The organism is Streptomyces montanisoli, from assembly GCF_017813245.1.
Classification (GTDB): domain Bacteria; phylum Actinomycetota; class Actinomycetes; order Streptomycetales; family Streptomycetaceae; genus Streptomyces; species Streptomyces montanisoli.
On record NZ_JAGIQL010000113.1, the window covers coordinates 1 to 22,500 of the forward strand.

General features: G+C 71.3%; 23 protein-coding genes. 13 read left to right on the forward strand and 10 right to left on the reverse strand.

Going from position 1 to position 22,500, the window contains the following annotated elements; genetic code table 11:
• Positions 1 to 438 precede the first annotated feature (438 nt).
• On the reverse strand, positions 439 to 1,140 hold the full coding sequence (locus tag JFN87_RS23280; protein ID WP_209342911.1) for a FadR/GntR family transcriptional regulator: 702 nt from the start codon (positions 1,138 to 1,140) through the stop codon (positions 439 to 441).
• Between the two features lie 93 nt (positions 1,141 to 1,233).
• Here JFN87_RS23280 and JFN87_RS23285 point away from each other — a divergent pair, with 93 nt between their 5' ends.
• From JFN87_RS23285 to JFN87_RS23295, 4 genes are all read left to right on the forward strand, one after another.
• Positions 1,234 to 2,589 carry a CynX/NimT family MFS transporter gene (locus tag JFN87_RS23285; RefSeq protein WP_245180980.1) on the forward strand — a complete coding sequence of 452 codons (1,356 nt, stop codon included), beginning with the start codon at positions 1,234 to 1,236 and terminating at the stop codon, positions 2,587 to 2,589.
• Positions 2,590 to 2,593: 4 nt separating this feature from the next.
• Entirely contained in the window at positions 2,594 to 2,707 is a 114-nt protein-coding gene (locus JFN87_RS34180; protein ID WP_282961651.1) for an SGM_5486 family transporter-associated protein, read from the forward strand.
• Between the two features lie 140 nt (positions 2,708 to 2,847).
• Positions 2,848 to 3,084, forward strand: coding sequence for a hypothetical protein (locus tag JFN87_RS23290; RefSeq protein ID WP_307865570.1), 237 nt, complete (start codon positions 2,848 to 2,850; stop codon positions 3,082 to 3,084).
• A 77-nt stretch (positions 3,085 to 3,161) separates the two neighbouring features.
• Entirely contained in the window at positions 3,162 to 3,680 is a 519-nt protein-coding gene (locus JFN87_RS23295; protein WP_209342912.1) for a SixA phosphatase family protein, read from the forward strand.
• A gap of 47 nt (positions 3,681 to 3,727) precedes the next feature.
• Here the strand turns inward: JFN87_RS23295 and serB are convergent, their stop codons facing one another.
• Entirely contained in the window at positions 3,728 to 4,978 is a 1,251-nt protein-coding gene (gene serB / locus JFN87_RS23300; RefSeq protein ID WP_209342913.1) for a phosphoserine phosphatase SerB, read from the reverse strand.
• 156 nt (positions 4,979 to 5,134) lie between these two features.
• Between serB and JFN87_RS23305 the strand changes: the two genes are divergently transcribed.
• Positions 5,135 to 7,654 carry an ABC transporter ATP-binding protein/permease gene (locus JFN87_RS23305; protein ID WP_209342915.1) on the forward strand — a complete coding sequence of 840 codons (2,520 nt, stop codon included), beginning with the start codon at positions 5,135 to 5,137 and terminating at the stop codon, positions 7,652 to 7,654.
• 103 nt (positions 7,655 to 7,757) lie between these two features.
• Here JFN87_RS23305 and JFN87_RS23310 read toward each other — a convergent pair whose 3' ends face one another.
• From JFN87_RS23310 to JFN87_RS23320, 3 genes are all read right to left on the reverse strand, one after another.
• Complete coding sequence (locus JFN87_RS23310; protein ID WP_209342916.1) at positions 7,758 to 8,552, reverse strand: transglycosylase SLT domain-containing protein; 795 nt, start codon at positions 8,550 to 8,552, stop codon at positions 7,758 to 7,760.
• 323 nt (positions 8,553 to 8,875) lie between these two features.
• On the reverse strand, positions 8,876 to 9,943 hold the full coding sequence (locus JFN87_RS23315; protein ID WP_209342919.1) for an S-adenosylmethionine:tRNA ribosyltransferase-isomerase: 1,068 nt from the start codon (positions 9,941 to 9,943) through the stop codon (positions 8,876 to 8,878).
• Positions 9,940 to 10,635, reverse strand: coding sequence for an SDR family NAD(P)-dependent oxidoreductase (locus JFN87_RS23320; RefSeq protein WP_209342921.1), 696 nt, complete (start codon positions 10,633 to 10,635; stop codon positions 9,940 to 9,942). The genes JFN87_RS23315 and JFN87_RS23320 overlap by 4 nt, the downstream gene beginning before the upstream one ends.
• 210 nt (positions 10,636 to 10,845) lie before the next feature.
• Between JFN87_RS23320 and JFN87_RS23325 the strand changes: the two genes are divergently transcribed.
• The 3 genes from JFN87_RS23325 to JFN87_RS23335 all read left to right on the forward strand — a co-directional run bounded on the left by JFN87_RS23325 (position 10,846) and on the right by JFN87_RS23335 (position 13,032).
• Positions 10,846 to 12,012, forward strand: coding sequence for a GAF domain-containing sensor histidine kinase (locus tag JFN87_RS23325; protein WP_209342923.1), 1,167 nt, complete (start codon positions 10,846 to 10,848; stop codon positions 12,010 to 12,012).
• On the forward strand, positions 12,005 to 12,646 hold the full coding sequence (locus JFN87_RS23330; RefSeq protein WP_209342926.1) for a response regulator: 642 nt from the start codon (positions 12,005 to 12,007) through the stop codon (positions 12,644 to 12,646). The genes JFN87_RS23325 and JFN87_RS23330 overlap by 8 nt, the downstream gene beginning before the upstream one ends.
• A gap of 119 nt (positions 12,647 to 12,765) precedes the next feature.
• Entirely contained in the window at positions 12,766 to 13,032 is a 267-nt protein-coding gene (locus tag JFN87_RS23335) for a chaplin family protein (protein WP_209342927.1), read from the forward strand.
• A gap of 395 nt (positions 13,033 to 13,427) precedes the next feature.
• Here JFN87_RS23335 and JFN87_RS23340 read toward each other — a convergent pair whose 3' ends face one another.
• Positions 13,428 to 14,210, reverse strand: a complete 783-nt coding sequence (locus JFN87_RS23340; RefSeq protein ID WP_209342928.1) for an Rv1486c family protein — start codon at positions 14,208 to 14,210, stop codon at positions 13,428 to 13,430.
• Between the two features lie 126 nt (positions 14,211 to 14,336).
• Between JFN87_RS23340 and JFN87_RS23345 the strand changes: the two genes are divergently transcribed.
• From JFN87_RS23345 to JFN87_RS23360, 4 genes are all read left to right on the forward strand, one after another.
• The gene (locus JFN87_RS23345) at positions 14,337 to 15,128 is read left to right on the forward strand and encodes an ABC transporter ATP-binding protein (RefSeq protein WP_209342929.1); all 792 of its coding nucleotides are present in this window, start codon (positions 14,337 to 14,339) and stop codon (positions 15,126 to 15,128) included.
• Positions 15,129 to 15,229: 101 nt separating this feature from the next.
• Entirely contained in the window at positions 15,230 to 15,658 is a 429-nt protein-coding gene (locus JFN87_RS23350) for an NfeD family protein (RefSeq protein ID WP_209342930.1), read from the forward strand.
• Positions 15,659 to 15,764: 106 nt separating this feature from the next.
• Positions 15,765 to 16,742: an SPFH domain-containing protein gene (locus tag JFN87_RS23355; RefSeq protein WP_245180981.1), complete on the forward strand. Its 978-nt coding sequence runs from the start codon at positions 15,765 to 15,767 to the stop codon at positions 16,740 to 16,742.
• A gap of 66 nt (positions 16,743 to 16,808) precedes the next feature.
• Positions 16,809 to 17,579, forward strand: coding sequence for a sulfite exporter TauE/SafE family protein (locus JFN87_RS23360; protein ID WP_209342931.1), 771 nt, complete (start codon positions 16,809 to 16,811; stop codon positions 17,577 to 17,579).
• A 37-nt stretch (positions 17,580 to 17,616) separates the two neighbouring features.
• Here JFN87_RS23360 and JFN87_RS23365 read toward each other — a convergent pair whose 3' ends face one another.
• The 3 genes from JFN87_RS23365 to JFN87_RS23375 all read right to left on the reverse strand — a co-directional run bounded on the left by JFN87_RS23365 (position 17,617) and on the right by JFN87_RS23375 (position 19,700).
• Entirely contained in the window at positions 17,617 to 18,153 is a 537-nt protein-coding gene (locus JFN87_RS23365; RefSeq protein WP_209342932.1) for an HNH endonuclease, read from the reverse strand.
• 153 nt (positions 18,154 to 18,306) lie between these two features.
• Positions 18,307 to 18,846, reverse strand: coding sequence for a YbhB/YbcL family Raf kinase inhibitor-like protein (locus JFN87_RS23370; protein WP_209342933.1), 540 nt, complete (start codon positions 18,844 to 18,846; stop codon positions 18,307 to 18,309).
• 68 nt (positions 18,847 to 18,914) lie between these two features.
• A complete protein-coding gene (locus JFN87_RS23375; protein WP_209342935.1) occupies positions 18,915 to 19,700 on the reverse strand; it encodes a sporulation protein in 786 nt (261 codons plus the stop codon).
• Positions 19,701 to 19,838: 138 nt separating this feature from the next.
• Here JFN87_RS23375 and JFN87_RS23380 point away from each other — a divergent pair, with 138 nt between their 5' ends.
• On the forward strand, positions 19,839 to 20,450 hold the full coding sequence (locus tag JFN87_RS23380) for a DNA-3-methyladenine glycosylase (protein WP_209342937.1): 612 nt from the start codon (positions 19,839 to 19,841) through the stop codon (positions 20,448 to 20,450).
• 90 nt (positions 20,451 to 20,540) lie between these two features.
• Here the strand turns inward: JFN87_RS23380 and JFN87_RS23385 are convergent, their stop codons facing one another.
• Positions 20,541 to 22,028 carry a recombinase family protein gene (locus JFN87_RS23385; protein ID WP_209342939.1) on the reverse strand — a complete coding sequence of 496 codons (1,488 nt, stop codon included), beginning with the start codon at positions 22,026 to 22,028 and terminating at the stop codon, positions 20,541 to 20,543.
• Positions 22,029 to 22,500 lie beyond the last annotated feature (472 nt).

The window sequence follows — 22,500 nt, forward strand, 5'->3', positions numbered from 1 at the left end:
CCCCCCCCCCCCCCCCCCCCCCCCCCCCCCCCCCCCCCCCCCCCCCCCGCCCCCCCCCCCCCCCCCCCCCCCCCCCCTTCCTCCACGCAGGGGCCGCCATCGCGGCCGCGCCGCTGGCCGGAGCCCAGCCGTCCCCCCCTCCCACCCCGGCGGGGGGCGGGGCGCCTGCCGGGGGCCGGGCGGCTGTCGCGGGGCGTGCGGCTGTCGCGGGCGATCCGGACCCCGAAGCCGGGCGCGCCGCGTGCAGGACCCTGGTCGTCGGCTCGCACGCCACCGCCGAGTGTCACAACCCCGATCCGGGGATCGACCGGGTCAGGCTGCACGTCGAGTGCGCCCGCTGGTGGGACGTCGACGCGGACAGCGCGCCCGTCGACATCGGCCCCGCCGGGTACGCGCGGATCGAGGAGCGGTGCTGGAAGGAGATCGGTTCCGTGTGGGTCAGCCACGAACCGGTGCGTACGCCGGCAGCGCGTACTCCGGCAGGCAGTTGAGCGCGTAGGCCTCCGCCTCGGTGGCGGCCGTCTCCGCGTCCCGCGCCCGCAGGGCCTCCACCAGCGGGGTGTGGTCCATCAGCTCCCGCTGGGCGAGCGGCCCCGTGACGTGGTCGCGCAGCGCCTGGCGCAGGAGGTCACCGAGGTCGGCGTAGAGCGCCGTCAGCACGTCGTTGTGTGCCGCGGACACCACCGCGAGGTGCAGCGCCGTGTCGGCCTCGACGAACGCCTCCTTGTCACGCGCGCCCCACGCGCTCTCGCGCCGGGCGAGCAGCGCGTCGAGCTGGCGCAGGTCGCGTTCCGTGCGGCGCAGCGCCGCGAACCTCGCCGCGGACGACTCCAGGGTGGCGCGCGCCTCAGACACGTGGTGCGGATCGGTCCCCGCGAACCTGCGGTGCATCACACCGGCGAGCTCGCTCGTCGCGGCGACGTACGTGCCTGAGCCCTGCCTGATGGCCAGCAGCCCCGTGTGCGCGAGCGCGCGCACGGCCTCCCTGACGGTGTTGCGCGCGACGCCGAACTGCTCGGCGAGCTCCGGCTCCGTGGGGATGCGGGAGCCGACCGGCCACTCGCCCGAGGTGATCTGGCCGCGCAGCTGGGAGATCACCTGGTCGGAGAGAGCGGAACGCCGGGGAGCGGAGAGCGGCATGGGTCCTCGTCTCACACGCGGAAGGGCTGGGGAACGGGCAGCGGGCACTACCGGGATGGACAACCAATCATCCCATGATTCTATGATGGTGTCATGTCTGACGACGCACACGCCATGACCCGGGACGCGGAAACCGCGCGAGCAGCCGAGCGCGCACGGGCGGCCGAGACATCGGTACCGGCGCCCACCGGAGGCCCCAGCGGCCCGGGAAACCCTGGAAACCCCGGCGGCCACCAGGCGGCGCGGCGGGCCGCGTGGGTGGCGCCGTTCGTGGCCGTCAGCATGTTCCTCGCGGCCCTCAACCTCCGCCCCGCGATCGGCAGCCTCGGCGCGCTGCTCGAGGAGGTGCGCGACGGGCTCCACATGAGCGGCAGCGTCGCGGGCGTCCTGACCTCCGTGCCCCCGCTGTGTTTCGCCGTCTTCGGCTTCGCCGCTCCCCGGCTCGCCCGGCGGTACGGGCCGGGCGCGATCGTCTGCGCGGGCCTCGCCGCCATCACCGCCGGCCTTCTGATCAGGCCGTTCGTGCCGAGCACGGTGCCGTTCCTGCTGGCGAGCGCCCTCGCGCTGGCCGGCATAGCCGTGAGCAACGTGCTGATGCCGGTGATCGTCAAGCGGTACTTCCCCGACCGCGTCGGCACCATGACCGGTCTCTACTCGATGGCCCTCTCGCTGGGCACGGCGGGGTCCGCGGCCGCCGCGGTGCCGCTCGCCCACGCGCTGGGGGGCTGGCGCACCGGTCTCGCGGCGTGGGGCGTACTCGCGGCGGTCGCGCTGGTGCCCTGGCTGGTGCTGGTGCGGGACCGCAGCGGGTACGAGGAGCCCGGCGCCGCGTCCGCCGCGCCGGCCCACGACGTCCTGCCGAGCCTGCTGCGCAGCCGCACCGCCTGGTCGCTCGCGGTCTTCTTCGGCCTCCAGGCCACCGGGGCGTACATCACCATGGGCTGGATGTCCCAGCGCTTCAGGGACGCGGGCATCTCCGCGGGCACCGCGGGCGTGCTGCTCGCGGTGATCATGGTGATGGGCGTGCCGCTGGCGTTCGTCATACCCGGCCTGGCCACCCGCCTCAGCCACCAGGGGCCCATCGTCGTCGTCCTGTGTGCCTGCGGCCTCGTCGCCATCGGAGGGCTGTACGCGGCGCCCGTCGGCGGTGCCTGGGTGTGGGCCGTGCTGCTCGGGGTGTCCAACTGCTCGTTCCCCCTGGCGCTGACCATGATCGGCATGCGGTCGAGCAGCGGACACGGCGTCGTGCGGCTGTCCGCGTTCGCGCAGTGCACCGGCTACCTGATCTCGATCCCAGGCCCGCTGCTCGTCGGCGTCCTGTACCAGCACAGCGGCGGGTGGACCTGGCCGCTCGCCCTGATGGGAGGGCTGCTGCTGCCGCAGATGGCCGTGGGCTGGTTCGCGGGCCGGGACCGGACGATCGAGCGCGAGGCCGGAGTGGGAGACTGAGGCCATGCCAGTCCTTGACCCCTCCCCCCAGCACAGTCAGCGCAAGCTCCTCTACGTCTTCGGTGCCATCTTCGGCATCCTGGTGATCATCGGCGTCGTCGCGTCGCTCGCCTCCTGACCCCCTTACCCCTGGCCCTCTGATTCCTCTGATCCGGCGCTTGGTGGTGCTGGCCCCCCTGTCCCCTAGGGGGCAAGGGTCAGGGTCGAGTGGGTGGATCACCGGATAGGAACGACCGCCCGCGGTCCGTAGGTTCTTTCGTGACGGGATTCGTCGCGGAACGGACGACCACGGAGGCGGTCATGCCGGCGTACTGCCGAGTACCTCAGAGCACGGACAGGCGGGGAGCGCGGCTGCCGTGGTGGGCCGTGGTGCTCCCTTCGGTCGCCTTCTTCGCCCTGCTCATGGTGGCGGTCAACCCCTCGCAGGCACACGCGGCGGGCGGGGGCGACGTGCTCGCGCGCCTGGTGTGGCAAATACGGTTGCTGCTCCCGTAGGGCGCCCGATGCCCGGGCCCGGGCCGGGACATCAACTCCCTGCGCCGGGGTGCGCGTTTCGTGGGAAGCTGGACTGCATGAGCGTCGACACACCCCGCAGGATCGTCCTACTCCGGCATGCGAAGGCCGATTGGCCGCAGGTGTCCGACCACGAGCGGCCGCTGGCCGAGCGAGGCCGCTTGGAGGCCGCCACGTCCGGGCGCCGGCTCTCCGACACGGGCATCGGCTTCGACCTCGCCCTCTGCTCCACCGCGGCGCGCACCCGGGAGACCTGGAAGCTCGCCGTGCACGAGCTGCCGCACCGCCCGAAGACGGTGTACGAGGAGCGGCTGTACGAGGCGTCGCTCGGCGATCTGCTCGCGCTGGTGAACGAGACCCCGGACGAGGTCGCGGACCTGCTCCTGATCGGCCACAACCCCGGCATGCACGCGCTGGCGGACGTGCTGGCGGCGAGCGCGGAAGGGGACGCGCTGGCGCGCATGACCCAGGGCGGATTCCCGACGGCGGCGTTCGCGGTGGTCGGGTTCGAGGGCAGCTGGAAGTCCGTGGAACACGGAGTGGGACGCCTGCTGGACTACTGGGCGCCGCACGACTGACACGGCGGGCGACGTGCCCGCGCATCCGGCGGGCGCGGCATCCTCGTTCACACGCCGTCGTCGTCCGACTCGTCCGCGGATTCGACCTCCTCGCGGCTGATCCCCAGCAGGTACAGCACCGTGTCGAGGAACGGCACGTTGACCGCGGCGTGCGCCGCCGCCCGCACCAGCGGCTTCGCGTTGAAGGCCACACCGAGGCCGGCGGCGTTCAGCATGTCGAGGTCGTTGGCGCCGTCACCGATCGCGACCGTCTGCGCCAGCGGCACACCGGCCTGCTCGGCGAACGTCCGCAGCAGGCGCGCCTTGCCCGCCCGGTCCACGACCTGCCCCACCACGCGCCCGGTGAGCACGCCGTTCTCGATCTCCAGCGTGTTCGCCGCGGCGAAGTCGAGGGAGAGCCGTTCCCGCAGCGCGTCCGTGACCTGCGTGAAGCCGCCCGACACCACGCCCACCTGGTAGCCGAGCCGTTTCAGCGTGCGGATGAGGGTGCGCGCGCCCGGGGTGAGGCGCACGTCCGCCCGTACCTTCTCCACGACAGACACGTCGAGACCGGCGAGCAGCGCGACGCGCTCGTGCAGGGACTGCTCGAAGTCGAGCTCGCCCCGCATGGCCCTCTCGGTCACCGCGGCGACCTCGGCCTCGCACCCCGCGTGCGCGGCGAACAGCTCGATCACCTCGTCCTGGATCAGTGTGGAGTCCACGTCCATCACCACCAGCCGCCTGGCCCGCCGCTGGAGCCCCGCGGACACCACCGCCACGTCCACACCGATGTCGGTCGCGGTGGTGGCGAGCGCCGTGCGCAGCGGCTCCGTCGCCACGCCCGACACCGCGAACTCCACCGCCGTAACGGGGAGCTTGGCCAGCCGGAAGATGCGGTCGATGTTGCCGCCCGTCCCGGTGATACTGGCCGCTATGGCCGCCGTGGACTGGGCCGTCAGCGGGTTGCCGAGCACCGTGACGTGCGAACGACCGCTGCCGCGCGGCCTGTTGTCGCCCGTGCCGGAGAGGATCTCGGCCTCGAGCCGCAGGGACTCGGCCCAGCTGTGCACCGTCGCGCGCAGCGCGCCCTCGCTCGTGCCCACCTGCGCCGGCGCGGTGATCAGCGCGCACAGCACGATGCGGCCGCGGGTGACGACCTGCTCGATGTCGATCACGTCGACCGCGTAGGCGGCCAGTGTGTCGAAGAGTCCCGCGGTGATGCCGGGACGGTCCTTCCCGAAGATCTTGACGAGAAGTGTGCGGACGCCGTCGGCCGGCTCGATGGCCGGCGGGGGCTGCGTGGGCTCCAGTGCGCTCATGGTGTGTCCACCGTATCGGGCGGTGGGCGGGGCGGCGCCCGGCGTTCCGCCCACCGGACGCACCCGGCTTTCCGATACGGGCCGCGGCCTGAAATAGTTCGCCCCGATGTTCACTGTCCCCGGCTCTCTGAGCCGGGGTACCTCGGGGGAAACCACATGAGGCATGGAGTGCCTGAACTCGTACTGGAATTGAACGGAAGGTCCTGGACGCTGGACCCGTCCAGGTCGTACACGCTCGGCCGGGATCCGGGCAGCGACCTCGCGGTCGACGACGCGAGGGTCTCCTGGCGGCACGCCACCGTCGCCTGGGACGGTCGCGGTTGGGCGATCGAGGACCACGGCAGCACCAACGGGACGTACGCGGAGGGCAGGCGCGTCCAGCGGGTGGAGCTCGGCCCCGGCAGCGCGCTGCGCCTCGGCAACGCCACCGACGGGCCGCTGCTGACCCTGGCCTCCGCCGCGCGGCCGGTCGCGACGGCGGGCGCGGCGCAGGAGCCCGCGGCGCAGGCGTCCGCGTACCAGGCGCCCGCCGCCCAGGCGCCGGCGTACCAGGCGCCCGCAGCGCAGCAGCAGGTGCCCGAGCAGCAGCAGGCGCCCGTACGGCAGCAGCCCGCGCAGGGCGGAGGCCCCGTGCCACGGCAGCAGGACGGGCAGCCCGCGCCCGGCGACCGCAGCCCCACCACCTTCCACCAGGTGGCGCTCGGCCGGGTGATGCGCATCGGCCGCGCCCTGGAGAACGAGCTCGTCGTCTCCGACCTCCAGGTCTCCCGGCTGCACGCGCAGTTCACCGCCACGCCCGACGGCCGGTTCGAGATCCACGACCTCGGCTCGCACAACGGCACGTACGTCAACGGCGAGCGGATCCCGAAGTCCGGCACCGCCTCGATCGGCCAGGGCGACGTCGTCGGCGTCGGCCACTCGGCGTTCCGGCTCGTCGGCGACCGCCTCGAGGAGTTCGTCGACACCGGCGAGGTGTCGTTCTCCGCGCGCCACCTGACGGTGACCGTCGACGGCGGGAAGCAGATCCTCAAGGACGTCTCCTTCGGCGTGCCGGAGAAGTCGCTCGTCGGCGTCATCGGCCCTTCCGGCTCGGGCAAGTCGACGCTGCTGAAGGCGCTGACCGGCTACCGTCCCGCCGACCAGGGCGATGTCCTGTACGACAACAGGAACCTCTACAAGCAGTTCGCCGAGTTGCGCCAGCGCATCGGGCTCGTCCCGCAGGACGACATCCTGCACAAGGAGCTGTCCGTCAAGAGGGCCCTCAAGTACGCGGCCAAGCTGCGCTTTCCCGGCGACACCGCGGAGGCCGAGCGCGCCGCCCGCATCGACGAGGTGCTGCGCGAGCTGAAGCTCGACCTCCACAAGGACAAGAAGGTCAGCTCGCTCTCCGGCGGCCAGCGCAAGCGCGTCTCCGTCGCCCTCGAACTGCTGACCAAGCCGTCGCTGATCTTCCTGGACGAGCCGACGTCGGGCCTCGACCCGGGCATGGACCGCGATGTGATGCAGCTGCTGCGCGGGCTCGCCGACGACGGCCGCACGGTCCTCGTGGTGACCCACTCGGTGGCGGAGCTGGCGATCTGCGACAAGCTGCTGGTGATGGCGCCCGGCGGCGCCGTCGCCTACTTCGGGCCGCCGGGGGAGGCGCTCAACTTCTTCGGCTACACCACATGGGCCGACGTGTTCTCCGCGTTCGAGAACTACCGGGACTACGACTGGGCCGGCCGGTGGCGCGGCTCGCAGCACTACCAGCTCTACGCGGCCGACCTCGACGCGGTGGCCCCGCAGGACGTCCGCATGCCGTCGGTGCGGCAGGCCAGGCCGCCGAAGCCCCAGACCTGGGGCGCGCAGCTGATGACGCTGATGCGCCGGTACGTGTCGGTGATCGCCTCCGACCGCGGGTTCCTGGCGCTGATGGTGGTGCTGCCGGCCGTGCTCGGCATCGTGAGCCTCGTCATCCCCGCCGACTTCGGCCTCGGCGCTCCCGACAGCCACCACGCGTTCAACAGCGACGCGGGCACGATCACGCTGATCCTCGCCGTCGGCATGTGCTTCTCGGGCGCCGCCAACTCCGTGCGCGAGCTGATCAAGGAACGGGTCATCTACGAGCGCGAGCGCGCCACAGGCCTGTCCCGGTCCGCCTACCTGATGTCGAAGGTGATCGTCCTCGGGGTGATCACCGCGATCCAGGGCGGCATCATCTGCGGCATCGGCTTCTCCACCCGCCCGATGCCGGTGCGGGGCCTGATCATGCCGCCCGCCGTGGAGATCTGCCTCGCGATCATCTCGCTCGGCCTGACCTCGATGATGGTGGGCCTCGTCATCTCCTCGCTGGTGAAGACGGCGGAGAAGACCATGCCGCTGCTGGTGATGTTCGCCATCGTGCAGGTGGTCTTCACCGGCATCCTCTTCCGCGTGTACGGGACGCTCGGCCTCGAGCAGTTCGCCTGGCTGATGCCGGCGCGCTGGGGCGTCGCGGCCGCGGGCACGACGCTCGACCTGTCGCACCTGATGCCGCCGTTCGACAAGGACGACCCGGCCGACCTGGACCCGCTGTGGGCCCACACGGCCTCCCAGTGGGCGACCGACGTCGGCGTGCAGCTGCTGCTCGCCGCGGTCTGCGTGTTCGTCGTCGCGCGGCTGCTGCGCAGGCACGAGCCCGAGGTCATGCGCAAGTAGCCGGGAACGACCGCGCGCCGGAGGCCGGCCTCCCCTCGCGGGGGGCCGGCCTCCGGCGTACCGGTGTGTCCGTCCGGGCGCCGGCGGCGCCGGTGCTCACGGCTCAGTAGGCGCTGTTGACGTTGTCCATCGAGCCGTACTTGTCCGCGGCGTAGTTGCACGCGGCCACGATGTTGGAGACGGGGTTGTAGATGTTATCGGGCGTCCCGGCGACGTGGTAGGTCTTGAACGTCGGCGGGATGACCTGGAGCAGGCCCTTGGACGGGATCCCGTTCTGGGCGTTGACGTCCCAGAGGTTGATCGCCTTCGGGTTGCCCGAGGACTCGCGCATCACGTTGCGGTAGATGCCGTTGTACGAGCCCGGGATGTGGTGCTTCTTCATGATGGCCAGGGACTCGTGGATCCAGCCGTTCAGGTTGTTGGCGTAGGCGGGCTTGCGCGCGGCCGACCTGCCGGCCGCGGCCTTGGCCTCGTGCGCCTTGGCGGCCTTCGCGGCCGCGGCCTTCTTCGCGGCGGCCTTCGCCTCCTTGGCGGCCTTGGCCTTGGCGGCTGCCTTGGCCTTGGCCTCAGCGGCGGCGTGCGCCTTGGCGGCCTTCTCGTCCTTGGCCTTGTTGGCGGCCTTGGTGAAGGCCGCGGCCTGCGCCTTGGCGGCGCTCTCGGCGGTTATCTGCTGCTTGGCGATGCTCGCGTGCAGGGCCGTTGCCTGCTCGCTTCCGGTCCACGCGGCCGGGGCGGAAGCCGCGGCGGAGTGGGCCGGAGACGCAGCAGCTGCCGAGTCGTTCCCCGGGACCACGGCCAGCGCCAGTGAACCGGCGCCGATCGCGCCCATGGTGGCGACGACGGTGGCCTTGCGGGAGAGGTTGAGACGACGGAAGGCAGGGGTGCGTGACGCGGACATAGAGACGTACCTCTTCGGTGTCGGGGAGTCGCGAAGGCCGGGCGGCCAGCTGCCTGCTCGGCGGCGACGTCGGCAATTGTTAGCGGCCGCAAAATGCCGTGGCAAAGGTGTGACCTACGACCCCCGATAGGAGTGAGGAACGCGTAAAGGGGCGCCCGAATCGCGCCCCTTTACCCGCTTGACCTCCATTTATGTTGTGGCGATTTGTCGACTAATCCCCTTCGTAAGTGATCTGCGCCCTATGCCCGGCCTCACACGCGAGCCCCCGCGATCTCACGGCGTGTTGCTGTCGCAACGCACGGCGTGAGTGAAATGTCCGGTGCTCATCCCCGCAGCAGCAGGTGCAGGTCCCCGAACTCGTGCCACAAGTACCGGTGCTCCAGCGCCTCGTCGTACCCGCGGGCCAGCGCCGCCCGCCCGGCGATCGCCTCCAGCATCAGCAGATGCGAGGCCTGCGGCTCGTGCAGGCCGGTCAGCAGGCCGTCCACCACCCGCACCCCGCGCCGCGCCGTCACCACCAGGTCCGTCCAGCCGGCCGCCGCCCGCACCGTGCCGCTCTCGTCCGCCGCCGACTCCAGCGCCCTGACCGCCGTGGTCCCGACGGCCACCACCGCGCCCCCGCCCGCCCGCGCCGCGTTCACCAGCCGCGCCGTCGACCCCGGCACCGCGAAGCGCTCCGGATACGGCGGCTCGTGCGACTCCGCCGACGCCACCCCCGTGTGCAGCGTGAGCGGCGCGAACTGCACCCCGCGCCGCACCAGCGCCGCCACCGTGCCCGCCGTGAACGGGCGGCTCGCGCTCGGCATCTCCGCGGAACCCGCCCCGTCGGGCTCCGGCACGCCGAACACCGTCTGGTAGGCGGCGAGCGGCTGGTCGCGCTCCGTGTACCCGTACCGGATCGGCCGCCCGTACCCGCGCAGCAGCCCCGGCACGTCACGCGCCCCGCCGGGCCACACACTCGCCCACCACAACCGGGCGCCCGCCGGGTCGAGCGGCTCCTCGACGCGCAGCCGCCCCCCGCCGGGCAGCCGTACGACCGTCCCGGCGGGCCCGCCGGGACGCGGCCCGGTCACCCCGCCGGGGGCCGGCGCGCGCAGCTCCACCGCCCAGCGCCCGTCGTCGCCCCGCGTCGAGAAATGCACGACGACCGCCTCGCCGCCCGCCTCGTCCCCGAGGCGCCCGTCGACGGCGGCCGCGAGCGTCGTCGACGTGTTGACGACGAGCACGTCCCCGGCGCGCAGCAGTGCGGGCAGGTCCGCGAACACGTGGTGCGAGACGTCCGTGCCCCGGGACACCAGCAGCCGCACGTCGTCCCTGCCGCGCCCGCGCTGCTCCGCCGGCACCCGCGCGGACAGCTCGTCCGGCACCCGCAGCGCCTCCAGCACGCTCATCGCGCCGCCACCAGGGCCGAGGCGGTGTAGCGGCCGCTCGCGGGGCGCCGCTCCACCAGCGCGAGGAACGCCGGCACCACCGTGGCCGGGTCGGGCCGCGGGTCCGTGTCGTCCGGCACCGCCGCCGCGTACAGGTCCGTGTCCATGTCGCCCGGATCCACCGACCACACCCTGAGGTCCGGCTCCTCCACCGCGAGCACCGCCGACATGTGGTCGAGCGCCGCCTTGGACGCCCCGTAGCCGCCCCACGTCCCGTACGCCTCGGCCGCCGCGTCCGAGCTGACCGCGATCACCGCGCCCTCGCGGCTCGCCCGCAGCAGCGGCAGAGCCTCCTGCACCAGGCCGAGCGGCGCCACGACGTTCGTCTCCAGCGCCGACCTGAACCCGTCGAGCGGCAGCCTCGCCAGTTCCACCAGCGGCCGCGCGCCCAGCGCGCTCGCGTTGTGCACCAGCAGGTCGAGCCCGCCGAGACGGGACGCCGCCGCCACCAGCGCCCGCCGGTGCGCCGCGTCGGCCACGTCCCCGGCGACCGCGGTCACCCGCGTCCCGTGGGCGCGGGCCGCCTCGGCCGACTCCTGAAGCACGGGCGCGGTACGCGCCCCCAGTACGAGGTCCCAGCCGCGCCCGGCCAGACCGGCCGCGAGCGCGCGCCCGAGCCCCTTGGAACCCCCTGTGATCACCGCGACCGGCATGACGTCCACTCCCTGTTCGTCGTTTCCCAGTTCGTCGTTCGCGGGCCACCGCGGCCCGCGCCGATGCCGTCACCGTAAGAAGGGACGGACGTCCCCCACCTCGGTCCACGGGTCCCGGACCCCGAGGCATTTCGGCCTAGGCCGCAGGGCCCGGCACGCTGGGCCCGTCGCCCGATACGGAAGGCCACACGCCGCCGGTACGGTGTGGACATGACCCCCAGCACGGGATCCGCGGGCTCGGGCCTGGCCGCCGTCAGCACCGCGCTCCTCGCCATGAGCAGGCATTTGGAGGTGCGCGACGTCCTCAAGACGATCGTGGCCTCCGCCCGCGAGCTGCTCGACGCGCAGTACGCGGCGCTCGGCGTCCCCGACGACCACGGCGGCTTCGCACAGTTCGTCGTCGACGGGGTGAGCGAGGAGCAGTGGAAGGCCATCGGCCCGCTCCCTCGGCAGCACGGCATCCTCGCGGCGATGCTCCGCGACGAGAAGGTGGAGCGCCTCGCCGACGTGCGTGAGGACCCCCGCTTCGGCGGCTGGCCGCGCACCCACCCCGACATGTCCGACTTCCTCGGCCTGCCCGTCAGGGACGGCGACGAGACGCTCGGCGCGCTCTTCCTCGCCAACAAGCGCTGCCCGCACCGCACGGCGAGCGGCGAGAAGGTCTGCGGCTTCACCGCCGAGGACGAGGAACTGCTGTCGATCCTCGCCCAGCACGCGGCGATCGCCCTGACCAACGCACGCCTCTACGAGCGCAGCAGGGAGCTCACCATCACCGAGGAGCGCTCCCGCCTCGCGCACGAGCTGCACGACGCCGTCAGCCAGAAGCTCTTCTCGCTGCGGCTGACCGCACAGGCCGCCGCCAAGCTCGTCGACCGCGACCCGGCCCGCGCCAAGGGCGAGCTCCAGCAGGTGGCCGCGCTCGCCGCTGAGGCCGCCGACGAGCTCGGCGCCGCCGTGGTGGAGCTGCGGCCCGCCGCCCTCGCCGAGGACGGCCTGGTCAACACGTTGCGCGCCCAGGCCAAGGTGCTCGACCGCGCACACGCCGCGCACGTCACCTTCCACTCGCAGGACGTGAAGGCGATGCCCGCCGCGCAGGAGGAGGCGCTGCTGCGGGTCGCCCAGGAGGCCCTGCACAACGCGCTGCGCCACTCCGGCGCGCGAACCGTGGACGTCGCACTCGACGGAAACGGGCCCGGCGCCGTCCTGCGCGTCGTGGACGACGGCAAGGGGTTCGAACCGCGCGCCGTGCGCAGGGAGGGACGCCACCTCGGCCTCGTGTCCATGCGCGACCGGGCGAGCGGCGTCGGCGGCAGGCTCACCGTCACATCGGCGCCCGGAGCGGGCACCACGATCACCATGGAGGTGCCCGGTGGCTGACCCGATCCGTGTGCTGCTCGTCGACGACCACCAGGTCGTACGGCGCGGACTGCGCACGTTCCTGGAGATCCAGGACGACATCGAGGTCGTCGGCGAGGCGGGCGACGGCGCGGAGGGCGTCGCACGCAGCGAGGAGCTGCGGCCCGACGTGGTGCTGATGGACATCAAGATGCCGGGCACCGACGGCATCGAGGCGCTGCGGAAACTGGGCGGGCTCGCCAACCCGGCGAAGGTGCTGATCGTGACGAGCTTCACCGAGCAGCGCACCGTCGTCCCCGCGCTGCGCGCCGGGGCGGCCGGCTACGTGTACAAGGACATCGACCCGGAGGCGCTGGCCGACGCGATCCGCTCGGTGCACGCGGGCCACGTGCTGCTGCAGCCCGAGGTGGCGCAGGCACTGCTCGCGCAGGAGGACCAGGGCAGCGGCCAGGGGAGGGGCACCTCCCTGACGGAACGCGAGCGCGAGGTGCTCGCGCTGATCGCCGACGGACGCTCCAACCGGGAGATCGCCCGCGCCCTGGTGCTGTCCGAGAAGACCGTCAAGACCCACGTCTCCAACATCCTGATGAAGCTGGACCTCGCGGACCGCACGCAGGCCGCCCTGTGGGCGGTCCGGCACGACGTCACCCGCTGATCCGAGATTCATACTGTCGGGTGTATGTCACCCACTCGGCGTATCCGTATGACCGGGTGGGCGTTCTCCTTGCGTGCCACGGCGCAGCGCCGCGGCTTCGTACGAGGAGGAATCCCGACATGCAGAACCTGAAGAGGGCCGCCGCGCTCACCATGATCGCCGGCTCCATCGTCGCGGCGGGCGCGGGCGCCGCGAGCGCGTGCGAGACGGGCGCCCACGCGCCCGCGCACGCCCAGGCTGCCGGCCAGGCCGTCCACTCGCCGGGCGTCGGCTCGGGCAACGTCGTCCAGGTGCCGGTGGACGTCCCGGTCAACGTGGTCGGCAACACCGTCAACGTGATCGGCCTGCTGAACCCGGCCTTCGGCAACCACGGCGTCAACTTCTGACGCACCCGCGAACCGGCGCCCCCGCACGGCGCCGGCCCGCGCCCGCGCCCCCGGCCCGCCTGGCACCCGCCACGGCCCCGGGGGCGCGGCCGCACCGCGCGCCGGTGACGTCCACGTCCACCCGCCGAACCGAGTGCCGGCGGCGTTGAACGGTGTCGTCATCGGCGTCTCGGCCGCGACGTCGCCGGGCAGGGCGCCGGCCTCCACGATCGAGCCGGCGACTTTCCGCGCGCTCGGCGCTCCCCGCGTGCCCACGCACCGGGCCGCGCCCGCGCCCCCGGGATCGAGTCGGCGGGCTTCCGCGCGCGTCCCGCGCTGTCCGAGCAGCGCCCCGCAGGCCGTCAGGCAAGAAGCGGTCGCACGCCCGGGCGCACAGGCCGGCGCGGCGCCGCGTCTCAGCGGCGCTCCCGGTCCTCCACATACGCGTTGTACGACGCGACCTGCGCCCGCCGCGCCACCCGCTCCACCGGCCGCAGCGCCGAGACCCGCGCCGCCATCGCCGACGCGCTCACCGCGGCGCCGTCACCGCTCTCGTACGCCAGCGACACCATCAGACCCACCCGCCGCGCCAGCTCAAGCACCCTGGCCGCACGCGCCGGATACCCCGGGGCCAGCAGCGACGCGTCGTGCGACGCCCGCGCCCGGTACGCGTCGAGCGCCGCCTGCGCCGCCGGCCCCGACGCCGCCACATCGAGCCGCGACAGCACCTCCGTCGCATCCCGCAGCGCCTCGGCGAGCTCACGCTCCGCCTCGCCGAGCGACGGCACGTCCGCCGGCACCCCCTCCCGCACCGGCAGGCAGTGCCAGACGACCTCCACGTGCACGTCACCCTCGGGGCCCGCCGACGTGACATCCGGCACCAGGCCGTACGGGGCGCCCACGGCGACCACCGCCTCCTCCGCCTCCAGCGCACGCTCGTTGAACTCGGGCGGCCCGCTCAGCCCCAGCGGATGCCCGGGGGCGGGCAGCGCCACCCGGTAGCCGGTCACCCCCAGCGCCCGCAGCCTGCCCAGCGCCAGAGTCAGCCCGACCTGGCCCGATTCGCCCGGCAGCCCCGCCACCCGGTGCACCGCGTCGCCGCCCACGACGGCGAGAGCGGCATCGTCCGGCGACACGAGTCCGGCCAGCAGGGCGTTCCCCCACGAGGCCAGCCGTCCTGAGCGTGGTTGCGAGTGCATGCGCCCAGCCTAGGGAACGGACCTCACAGCCGGATCACCTGCCCGGTGGCGTAGGTTTTCCCTGGAGCCGCGCCCGCAGGCGCGCCCTGGGGTCCACGACGAATGCAATGGGGAGACAACGCACTCATGAGCGATGTACTGGAGTTGGTGGACGTGTCCGTGGTCCGCGACGGACGCGCTCTGCTGGACGAGGTCTCCTGGTCGATCAAGGAGGGCGAGCGCTGGGTCATCCTCGGCCCCAACGGCGCCGGCAAGACCACCCTCCTCAACGTCGCCTCCAGCTACCTCTTCCCGACCCGCGGCACCGTGAGCATCCTCGGCGACCGGCTCGGCAAGGTCGACGTGTTCGACCTGCGCCCCCGCATCGGCATGGCGGGCGTCGCCATGTCGGAGAAGCTCCCCAAGCGCCAGACCGTCCTCCAGACCGTGCTGACCGCCGCCTACGGCATGACGGCGACATGGAACGAGGACTACGAGGAGATCGACAAGGACCGCGCGCTCGCCTTCCTCGACCGGCTCGGCATGACCGAGTACACCGACCGCAGGTTCGGCACCCTCTCCGAGGGCGAGCGCAAGCGCACCCTGATCGCCCGCGCCATGATGACCGACCCCGAACTGCTGCTCCTCGACGAGCCCGCCGCCGGCCTCGACCTCGGCGGACGCGAGGACCTCGTCCGCAGGCTCGGCCGCCTCGCCCGCGACCCCCTCGCCCCCTCCATGATCATGGTGACCCATCACGTCGAGGAGATCCCTCCCGGCTTCACCCACGTCCTCATGATCCGCCAGGGCAAGGTACTCGCCGCGGGACCCATGGAGACCGAGCTGACCTCCCGCAACCTCTCCCTCTGCTTCGGCCTGCCGCTCGTCGTGGAGCGCAATGGCCAGCGCTGGACCGCGACCGGACTGCCCCTCAACTGACGCCGCGGCCCCGGACGCCGGGGACCGCGCCGACTGATCCGCCGTCAACAGACCTGAAGTTCCCCTGTCCCGACACGTCGGCACCGACCTACCATGAACGCGTGGATATCGACGCATGGGTGTGGTGGCTGGTAGTGGCGGTCGGCCTCGGCATACCGCTGGTGATCACCGCCATGCCCGAGTTCGGAATGCTGTCAGCGGGAGCGGTGGCGGGCGCCGTCGTGGCGGCCCTCGGCGGCGGGATCGTCGCACAGGTCGTCGTCTTCGCCGCCGTCTCCGTCGCGCTCATCGCCGTCGTACGGCCCCTCGCCAACCGCCACAGCAGACAGCGGCCCGAAGCACGCACCGGCGTCGACGCCCTGAAAGGACGCCAGGCCGTCGTCCTCCAACGCGTCGACCGCGGCGGCGGCCGCATCAAGCTCGCCGGCGAGACCTGGTCCGCGCGCGCCTACGACAAGACCCAGACCTACGAGCCGGGGCAGGAGGTCGACGTGGTCGAGATCGACGGCGCCACCGCCGTCGTCATGTGACGGTCCGGTACCACCGGGCCAACCCGCGCGAACTCCCCCCGGGCGCAACGCCAGTCTGGGAAACTCGATCATCGGACCAACGTCGGCGAAGGGCCTGAGGAACACGATGTCAGCCATCATCATCGTCCTGATCATCCTGGTGGTGCTCGTCTTCATCGCCCTGATCAAGACGATCCAGGTCATCCCCCAGGCCAGCGCGGCCATCGTCGAACGGTTCGGCCGCTACACCCGCACCCTCAACGCGGGACTCAACATCGTCGTCCCGTTCATCGACTCGATCCGCAACCGCATCGACCTGCGCGAACAGGTCGTCCCCTTCCCGCCGCAGCCCGTCATCACCCAGGACAACCTCGTCGTCAACATCGACACCGTCATCTACTACCAGGTGACCGACGCGCGCGCCGCGACCTACGAGGTCGCCAGCTACATCCAGGCGATCGAACAGCTCACCGTCACCACCCTGCGCAACATCATCGGCGGCATGGACCTCGAACGCACCCTCACCTCACGCGAGGAGATCAACGCCGCCCTCCGCGGCGTCCTCGACGAGGCCACCGGCAAGTGGGGCATCCGCGTCAACCGCGTCGAGCTCAAGGCCATCGAACCGCCCACCTCCATCCAGGACTCGATGGAGAAGCAGATGCGCGCCGACCGCGACAAGCGCGCCGCGATCCTCACAGCCGAAGGCATCAGGCAGTCGCAGATCCTCACCGCCGAGGGCGAGAAGCAGTCCGCCATCCTCCGCGCCGAGGGCGAGGCCAGGGCAGCCGCACTGCGCGCCGAGGGCGAGGCACAGGCCATCCGCACCGTCTTCGAATCCATCCACGCCGGCGACCCCGACCAGAAGCTCCTCTCCTACCAGTACCTCCAGATGCTCCCCAAGATCGCCGAAGGCGACGCCAACAAGCTCTGGATCGTGCCCAGCGAGATCGGCGACGCACTCAAGGGCCTCAGCGGTGCCTTCGGCAACCTCGGCGGCGGCGTCCCCGGCTTCAACAACGGCGACAAGAACGCCGGCCAGGGGCAGGGACACGTACCCGGCCAGGGCACCAGCCCCGACCAGGGAGGCAAAGCGATCGGCTGACACCACCCCGCCCGACACCACCCCCGCGTGCCACCACCCGCGGGACGTCAGGCACGATCAAAGGCCATGAGCATCTGGGAGATGGCCGCCGTCCTCTTCGCCGGCGTCTGGGCCGGCGCCATCAACACCGTCGTCGGCTCCGGAACCCTCGTCACGTTCCCCGTCCTGCTCGCCACCGGCGTACCCCCGGTCACCGCCACCGTCTCCAACGCCCTCGGCCTCGTGCCCGGCACCCTCAGCGGCGCCCTCGGCTACCGCGCCGAACTCACCGGCCAGCGCCGCCGCGTGCTGCGCCTCTCCGCCGTCGCCCTCATCGGCGGCCTCGCCGGCGCGATCCTCCTGCTCGTCCTGCCACCCACCGCCTTCGAGACCGTCGTCCCCGTCCTCGTCGGCCTCGCCCTCGTCCTCGTCGTACTCCAGCCCCGCATCGCCGAACTCGTCAAACGCCAAAGAGCACAGCGCGGCGCCGAGGCCGCGGGCCGCGAAGCAGGACCCGCCCTCATCACCGGCATCCTGCTCGCCAGCGTCTACGGCGGCTACTTCACCGCCGCACAAGGGATCATGTACCTGTCCCTCATGGGCATGCTGCTCGACGACACCATGCAGCGCCTCAACGCCGTCAAGACAGTGATCTCCACGGTCGTGAACTCCGTGGCCGCCGCCTTCTTCCTCTTCGCCGCACACTTCGACTGGACAGCCGTCGCACTCATCGCGGCAGGCTCGACCATCGGCGGCCAACTCGGCGCGAAGATCGGCCGCCGCCTGCCCCCGACAGCCCTCCGGGCCGTCATCCTCGTCGTCGGCATCGCCGCCATCGTGCAACTCCTGCTCCGCTGACGAAGCGGCCCCCGGGGCGCGGCGACGCCCCAGGGGCCTACGCGGCCGTCACACCCGCCGCGCCGACCGCCCCCGCCGATCCCGCCAGCCACTCCGGCAACTCGCAACGCTCACCCGACCGCAACGACAACAGCATCGCGTCCGCGGGCGACGGCGTGAACGGCGCCCGCAGCAACGGCATCGACGCCTGCTCCGGCGTACGGTCCGCCTTGCGGTGATTGCACTCCGCACACGACGCCACGGTGTTCAGCCAGCTGTCCGCACCCCCGCGCGACCTCGGCGTCACATGGTCCACCGTCGACGCACGCCTGCCGCAGTACGCGCACCGGTGCCCGTCCCGCACCAGCACACCCCGACGCGACCACGGCGCCTGTCTTCGAAACGGCACCCTCACATACCGGCACAGCCTGATCACCCTCGGCACCGGAAGCTCAAGCGCCGCCGCGCGCACACGAAGCAGCGGATGCGACTGCTCCACCACGGCCTTGTCCTGCAGCACCAGCACCACCGCGCGGTGCAGCGTCACCGTCGAAAGGGGCTCGAAGCTCGCATTGAGCACCAGCGTCTCCCGCATCCCGCCCACCTCCCGTGTCGCCGGCCCAGCCATCCGAGGCGGGCCCTTCGGCTCGGATCAACTCTGGCCGGGCACGCCGAGGTGGACAACACAATAAAAATGCCCTGCCCCGATCTCCGATAGACCAGGGCAGGGCAAACAACAGGCAAACGGTCAGCTCTCCGCCGGAGCCCCGTACTCGCCGATCAGCTGACCACGGCCCAGCGTGTGGAACCGCAGATTGAACCCGACGAACGCGGGCGACGCGTCACCATCAGGACCCAGCTTCTCCGTGTCCACCGCGTACACCGTGAACACGTACCGGTGCGCCGGATCACCGGGCGGCGGCGCCGCACCCCCGAAGTCCCGCGTCCCGTAGTCGTTGCGCGCCTGGACGGCACCCGCGGGCAGGCCCTCGAACGAACCGGTGCCCGCGCCCGGCGGAAGCTCCGTCACCGAGGCGGGGATGTCGAACACCACCCAGTGCCAGAAACCGCTGCCCGTCGGCGCGTCCGGATCGAAGCACGTCACGGCGAAACTCTTCGTCTCAGCCGGGAACCCCTCCCACCGCAGCCCGGGCGACGTGTTGCCCGCCGCGTAGACCTGCGCGTCCTTCAGCACCGCGCCGGGAGCGACATCGTCACTCGACACGCTGAACGACGGAACCTGCGGATGGAAGTCGTGAGGAAGCGGCGCCCTCTGCCCTTCAGCCACGTTGCGAACCTCCGAATAGCACGTTGACCGCTCACGGCCCTTGGTACGCCCCGAGCCTAGACCCGCCGTCACAGCCAGTTGCGCCGCCCGCCGACCTCGGCGAGCCACCCGTGCAGATACGCCGCCCAGTCCGTCGACGCGAACGAGTCGAGACCCACCGTGAAGGACCGATACGTGTCGTGACCCTCGCTGAACAGACCGTCCTTCTTGTCCATCTCCATCACGACGTCCATCTCACGGTCGTCGGCGACGAACGTCAGCTCCACCTCGTTGAGACCCTGGTACTGCGACGGCGAGTGGAATTCGATCTCCTGGTAGAACGGCAGCCGCTGACGCGTCCCCCTGATGTGCCCGCGCTCCATGTCCGCCGCCTTGAACCGGAACCCCAGCTGGATGAACGCGTCCAGGATCGCCCGCTGCGCCGGCAGCGGGTGCACGTGGATCGGGTCCAGATCCCCGGAGTCCAGCGCACGCGCGATCTCCAGCCCGGTCACCACCCCGATGTGCATGCCCCGCAGGTCCTGCCCGTCGATCGTCGAGACGGGCGTCTCCCACGGGATCTCCAGGCCGAACGGCACCGTGTGCACAGCACCCGCCTGCACCTCGAACGCGCCGCCGATGCGCTCCTTCGTGAAGTCGATGTTCTGCTTGAACTCCTGGTCGTCGTGGCCCTCCACCTCGACCCGCGCCTGTAGCCCGACCGTGAGGCCCTGGATCTCCTGGCTGACGGAACCACCCTGCACGCGCACCTCGCCCTGGACCACACCCCCGGGCACGACGTTCGACTCGAAGAGTTCCGTCTCCACCGAAGCCCCGCCGGCACCCATGCTGGCGAGCAGCCTCTTGAAGCCCATCTCCACTCCCTACTGCTTGTGTTGCCCGAAACGGCCGTACGCCCCCTACATACGCGCGAGCCCCCGGCCCGGTTCCTGACCGTCCTGCGACGGCCGCCCAGGGACCGCTACGAGCTGCGCCTGACGGAGGCTGTCAGTATGAACTCCGTGGATCTCGCTCACCCTGCTGAAGAAGTCGCCTCCCACCTGCTCGGTTCCGTCCTCACCCACGAGACCTCCGAGGGGACCGTGAGTATCTCCATCACGGAAACCGAGGCGTATTCCGGTGCCGCTGACCCCGCCTCCCACGCATACCGGGGCAGGACGGCTCGCAACGCCGTCATGTTCGGGCCCGCGGGTCATCTCTACGTCTACCGGTCCCACGGTCTCCACTGGTGCGCCAACATCGTCACCGGAACGGACGGCATCGCCTCGGCCGTCCTCATCCGGGCGGGCAGGGTCGTCGAAGGGGAAGACCTGGCACGCCAGAGGCGGGGAGCGAAGGTGGAGACCCCGCGCCTCGCACGGGGGCCGGGCAACTTCTGCCAGGCGCTCGGAATCACGGCGGAGCACAACGGAGCGAACCTGCTGGAAGGTGCCTCAGTAGTGCTGTCGCAGGGCGGTCCGGTGCCCGCCGAACTCATTCGGGTCGGCCCTCGAGTGGGCGTGAGCAAGGCCCACGACTGGGAGCACCGCTTCTACCTTGCCGGCGATCCGACGGTCTCGGCGTACCGGCTGAGCCCGCGGGCCAGGCCTTCCGAGGGAAGCTGAGCCGCCCGCAGCCGCGACGAGCAGCGGTGCGCCCGCCTTGGTACTGCCCTTGGGTGCGTGCGCTCGCCAGTTCCGGTGGACGTCGTACCCTTAGCCGACTGTCACGCCGGCCCACGGGTTCCGGAAGGCGATCCGGCAGTGATCCGACTTGAACTCTCGGACTCCTCGCCCCCTCGGCAGGAGTTCCACTCGCTCGCAGACCTGCATGACGACCGATCGCGCGTAGTCGATCCGATCCGGGTCTGCGTAGTCCAGTTCCTCCCACAGGTACTCGATGTCTCCCAGGTCGACACGCACCTGCTTGGCCGTCAGGTCCCCAAGTGCGGTCCGGATCCTCAACAGGTCGGCATCGCACCTGCCGATACCGGCGCGCATGGTCGAGGCGTCGATGTCCCCTACGGCGAACATCTCGGCCAAGGCGGTACGCCTCTCGGAGATGACCAATTCTTCGGCCAGTAGCTCGGTCTCACGCTGCGCGTCTGAGGCGTTCCTGGCCGGAGTGCTGTTCCACTCCTCCGCCCGGGCGATGACCTGCCGGACCACGTAGGAGTCGAGCGGGTCTGCGGGGCACGTGATGCACCGGCCACCCGAACAGGTATAGATGCGGTACCGCTCGCCTGCCGCGTTTCTTCGGCTCCACCCTTGCGTAACGACGGCCTGGCACTTGGAGCATCGGACCACCCCTGACAACAGGGCCTTGCGCCTCCCACCACCACCGATGTTGCGTTCAGGGTCGCTGAGGTAGCGCACCAGAGCACGGAACATGCTCTCGGAGACGAGTGGCTTCCAGTTGCTCGTGCCGGTCTCCTCGGTTACCCGTACGCGTCGCCCGTCCGGCTTCTCGACCCACTGGGAGTACGTCTGGATGCCCGCGTTCCTCGGCTTCAGCAGGACGCTCCGAAGATTCGAGCTACGCCAGTCCTTGCCGTAGGGCGAGAGCAGCCCGTGAGCGTTCCAGCTCTTGGCTATGGACCACAAGGAGACGCCGGCCAGAACGTCCCGGTACGCCTGTCGTAGGGCTTCCGCCTCTTCGGCGCGATGCGTGCCGTCGCGTTCGAAACCGAAGGGCCGCGTACTCCAGAACGGTCTACCCGAGTCCCTGCGCCGCTGATGACCGAGCATCTGACGCTCTATACGCATCTCGGTCTCGTTCTCGGCCACCGCAGCACCGATGCGAGCAGCGAGACGCCCCGAAGGAGACGCCAAGTCCAAGACACCCTCAGCCTGTGCGGCCGCCAGGTGCACGCCGGTCTCCTCTGCCAGATCGACCAGTTCGACCAGGTCCCGGGTAGTGCGGTAGAGGCGGTCGTAGTGTCTGGCTACGACAACATCGGCTTTGCCCGTACGAACCAGCTCGACCACGCGTTTCCAGCCCTCACCGCGAACCGAAACCTTGCGGCCGTCGACCACACGGAACCTTGAGGCTGAGGAGTCCTTCTCCATGATGACCTCCATGACCGTCCAGCCGTTTCGGTCGCACAGTGCCTGGCTCAGTTGGACCTGTTGCGCCAGGTTCCCTCCCTTGGCCTCCTCGCCTATCGGGGTGGGGCTGAGCCGGGCGTAGATGATCGCTCGCACTGCTGTCTCTCCTGCTTGTCGGCGTCCTGGACGGGACAACGACGTACGTGCTCAGTGAGTCACGTATGCATGCAGCACCGCACAGACCTGCCCTGCGGTTCAGCGGCCCGGCCGTACGGGGTGCGCGCCGCGGAAGAGGCGGTCTTGACGAGACTTGACCCAGCGGCCTCCGGTGCGTAACGTAGTCCGAGCCGCTGAAACGGGGCAGATGCCGTTCGGCAGACCCGGGAGCGGCCATCCACTACCTACGATCGATCCCCAACGGGCGCGGTTTTCGGCATGCCGGAAATTGTGAACAGATGACTCGATTATGAGTCGGCGGGGGAATCGGCTAAAGTAGTGAACACACCGAAGGGAAAGCGCCCGGAGGAAACCTGAGAGGGTTTTCGAAGGAAGCGTCCGTTCCTTGAGAACTCAACAGCGTGCTAAAAGTCAACGCCAGATATGTTGATACCCCTGGTCTGCCGGGCCT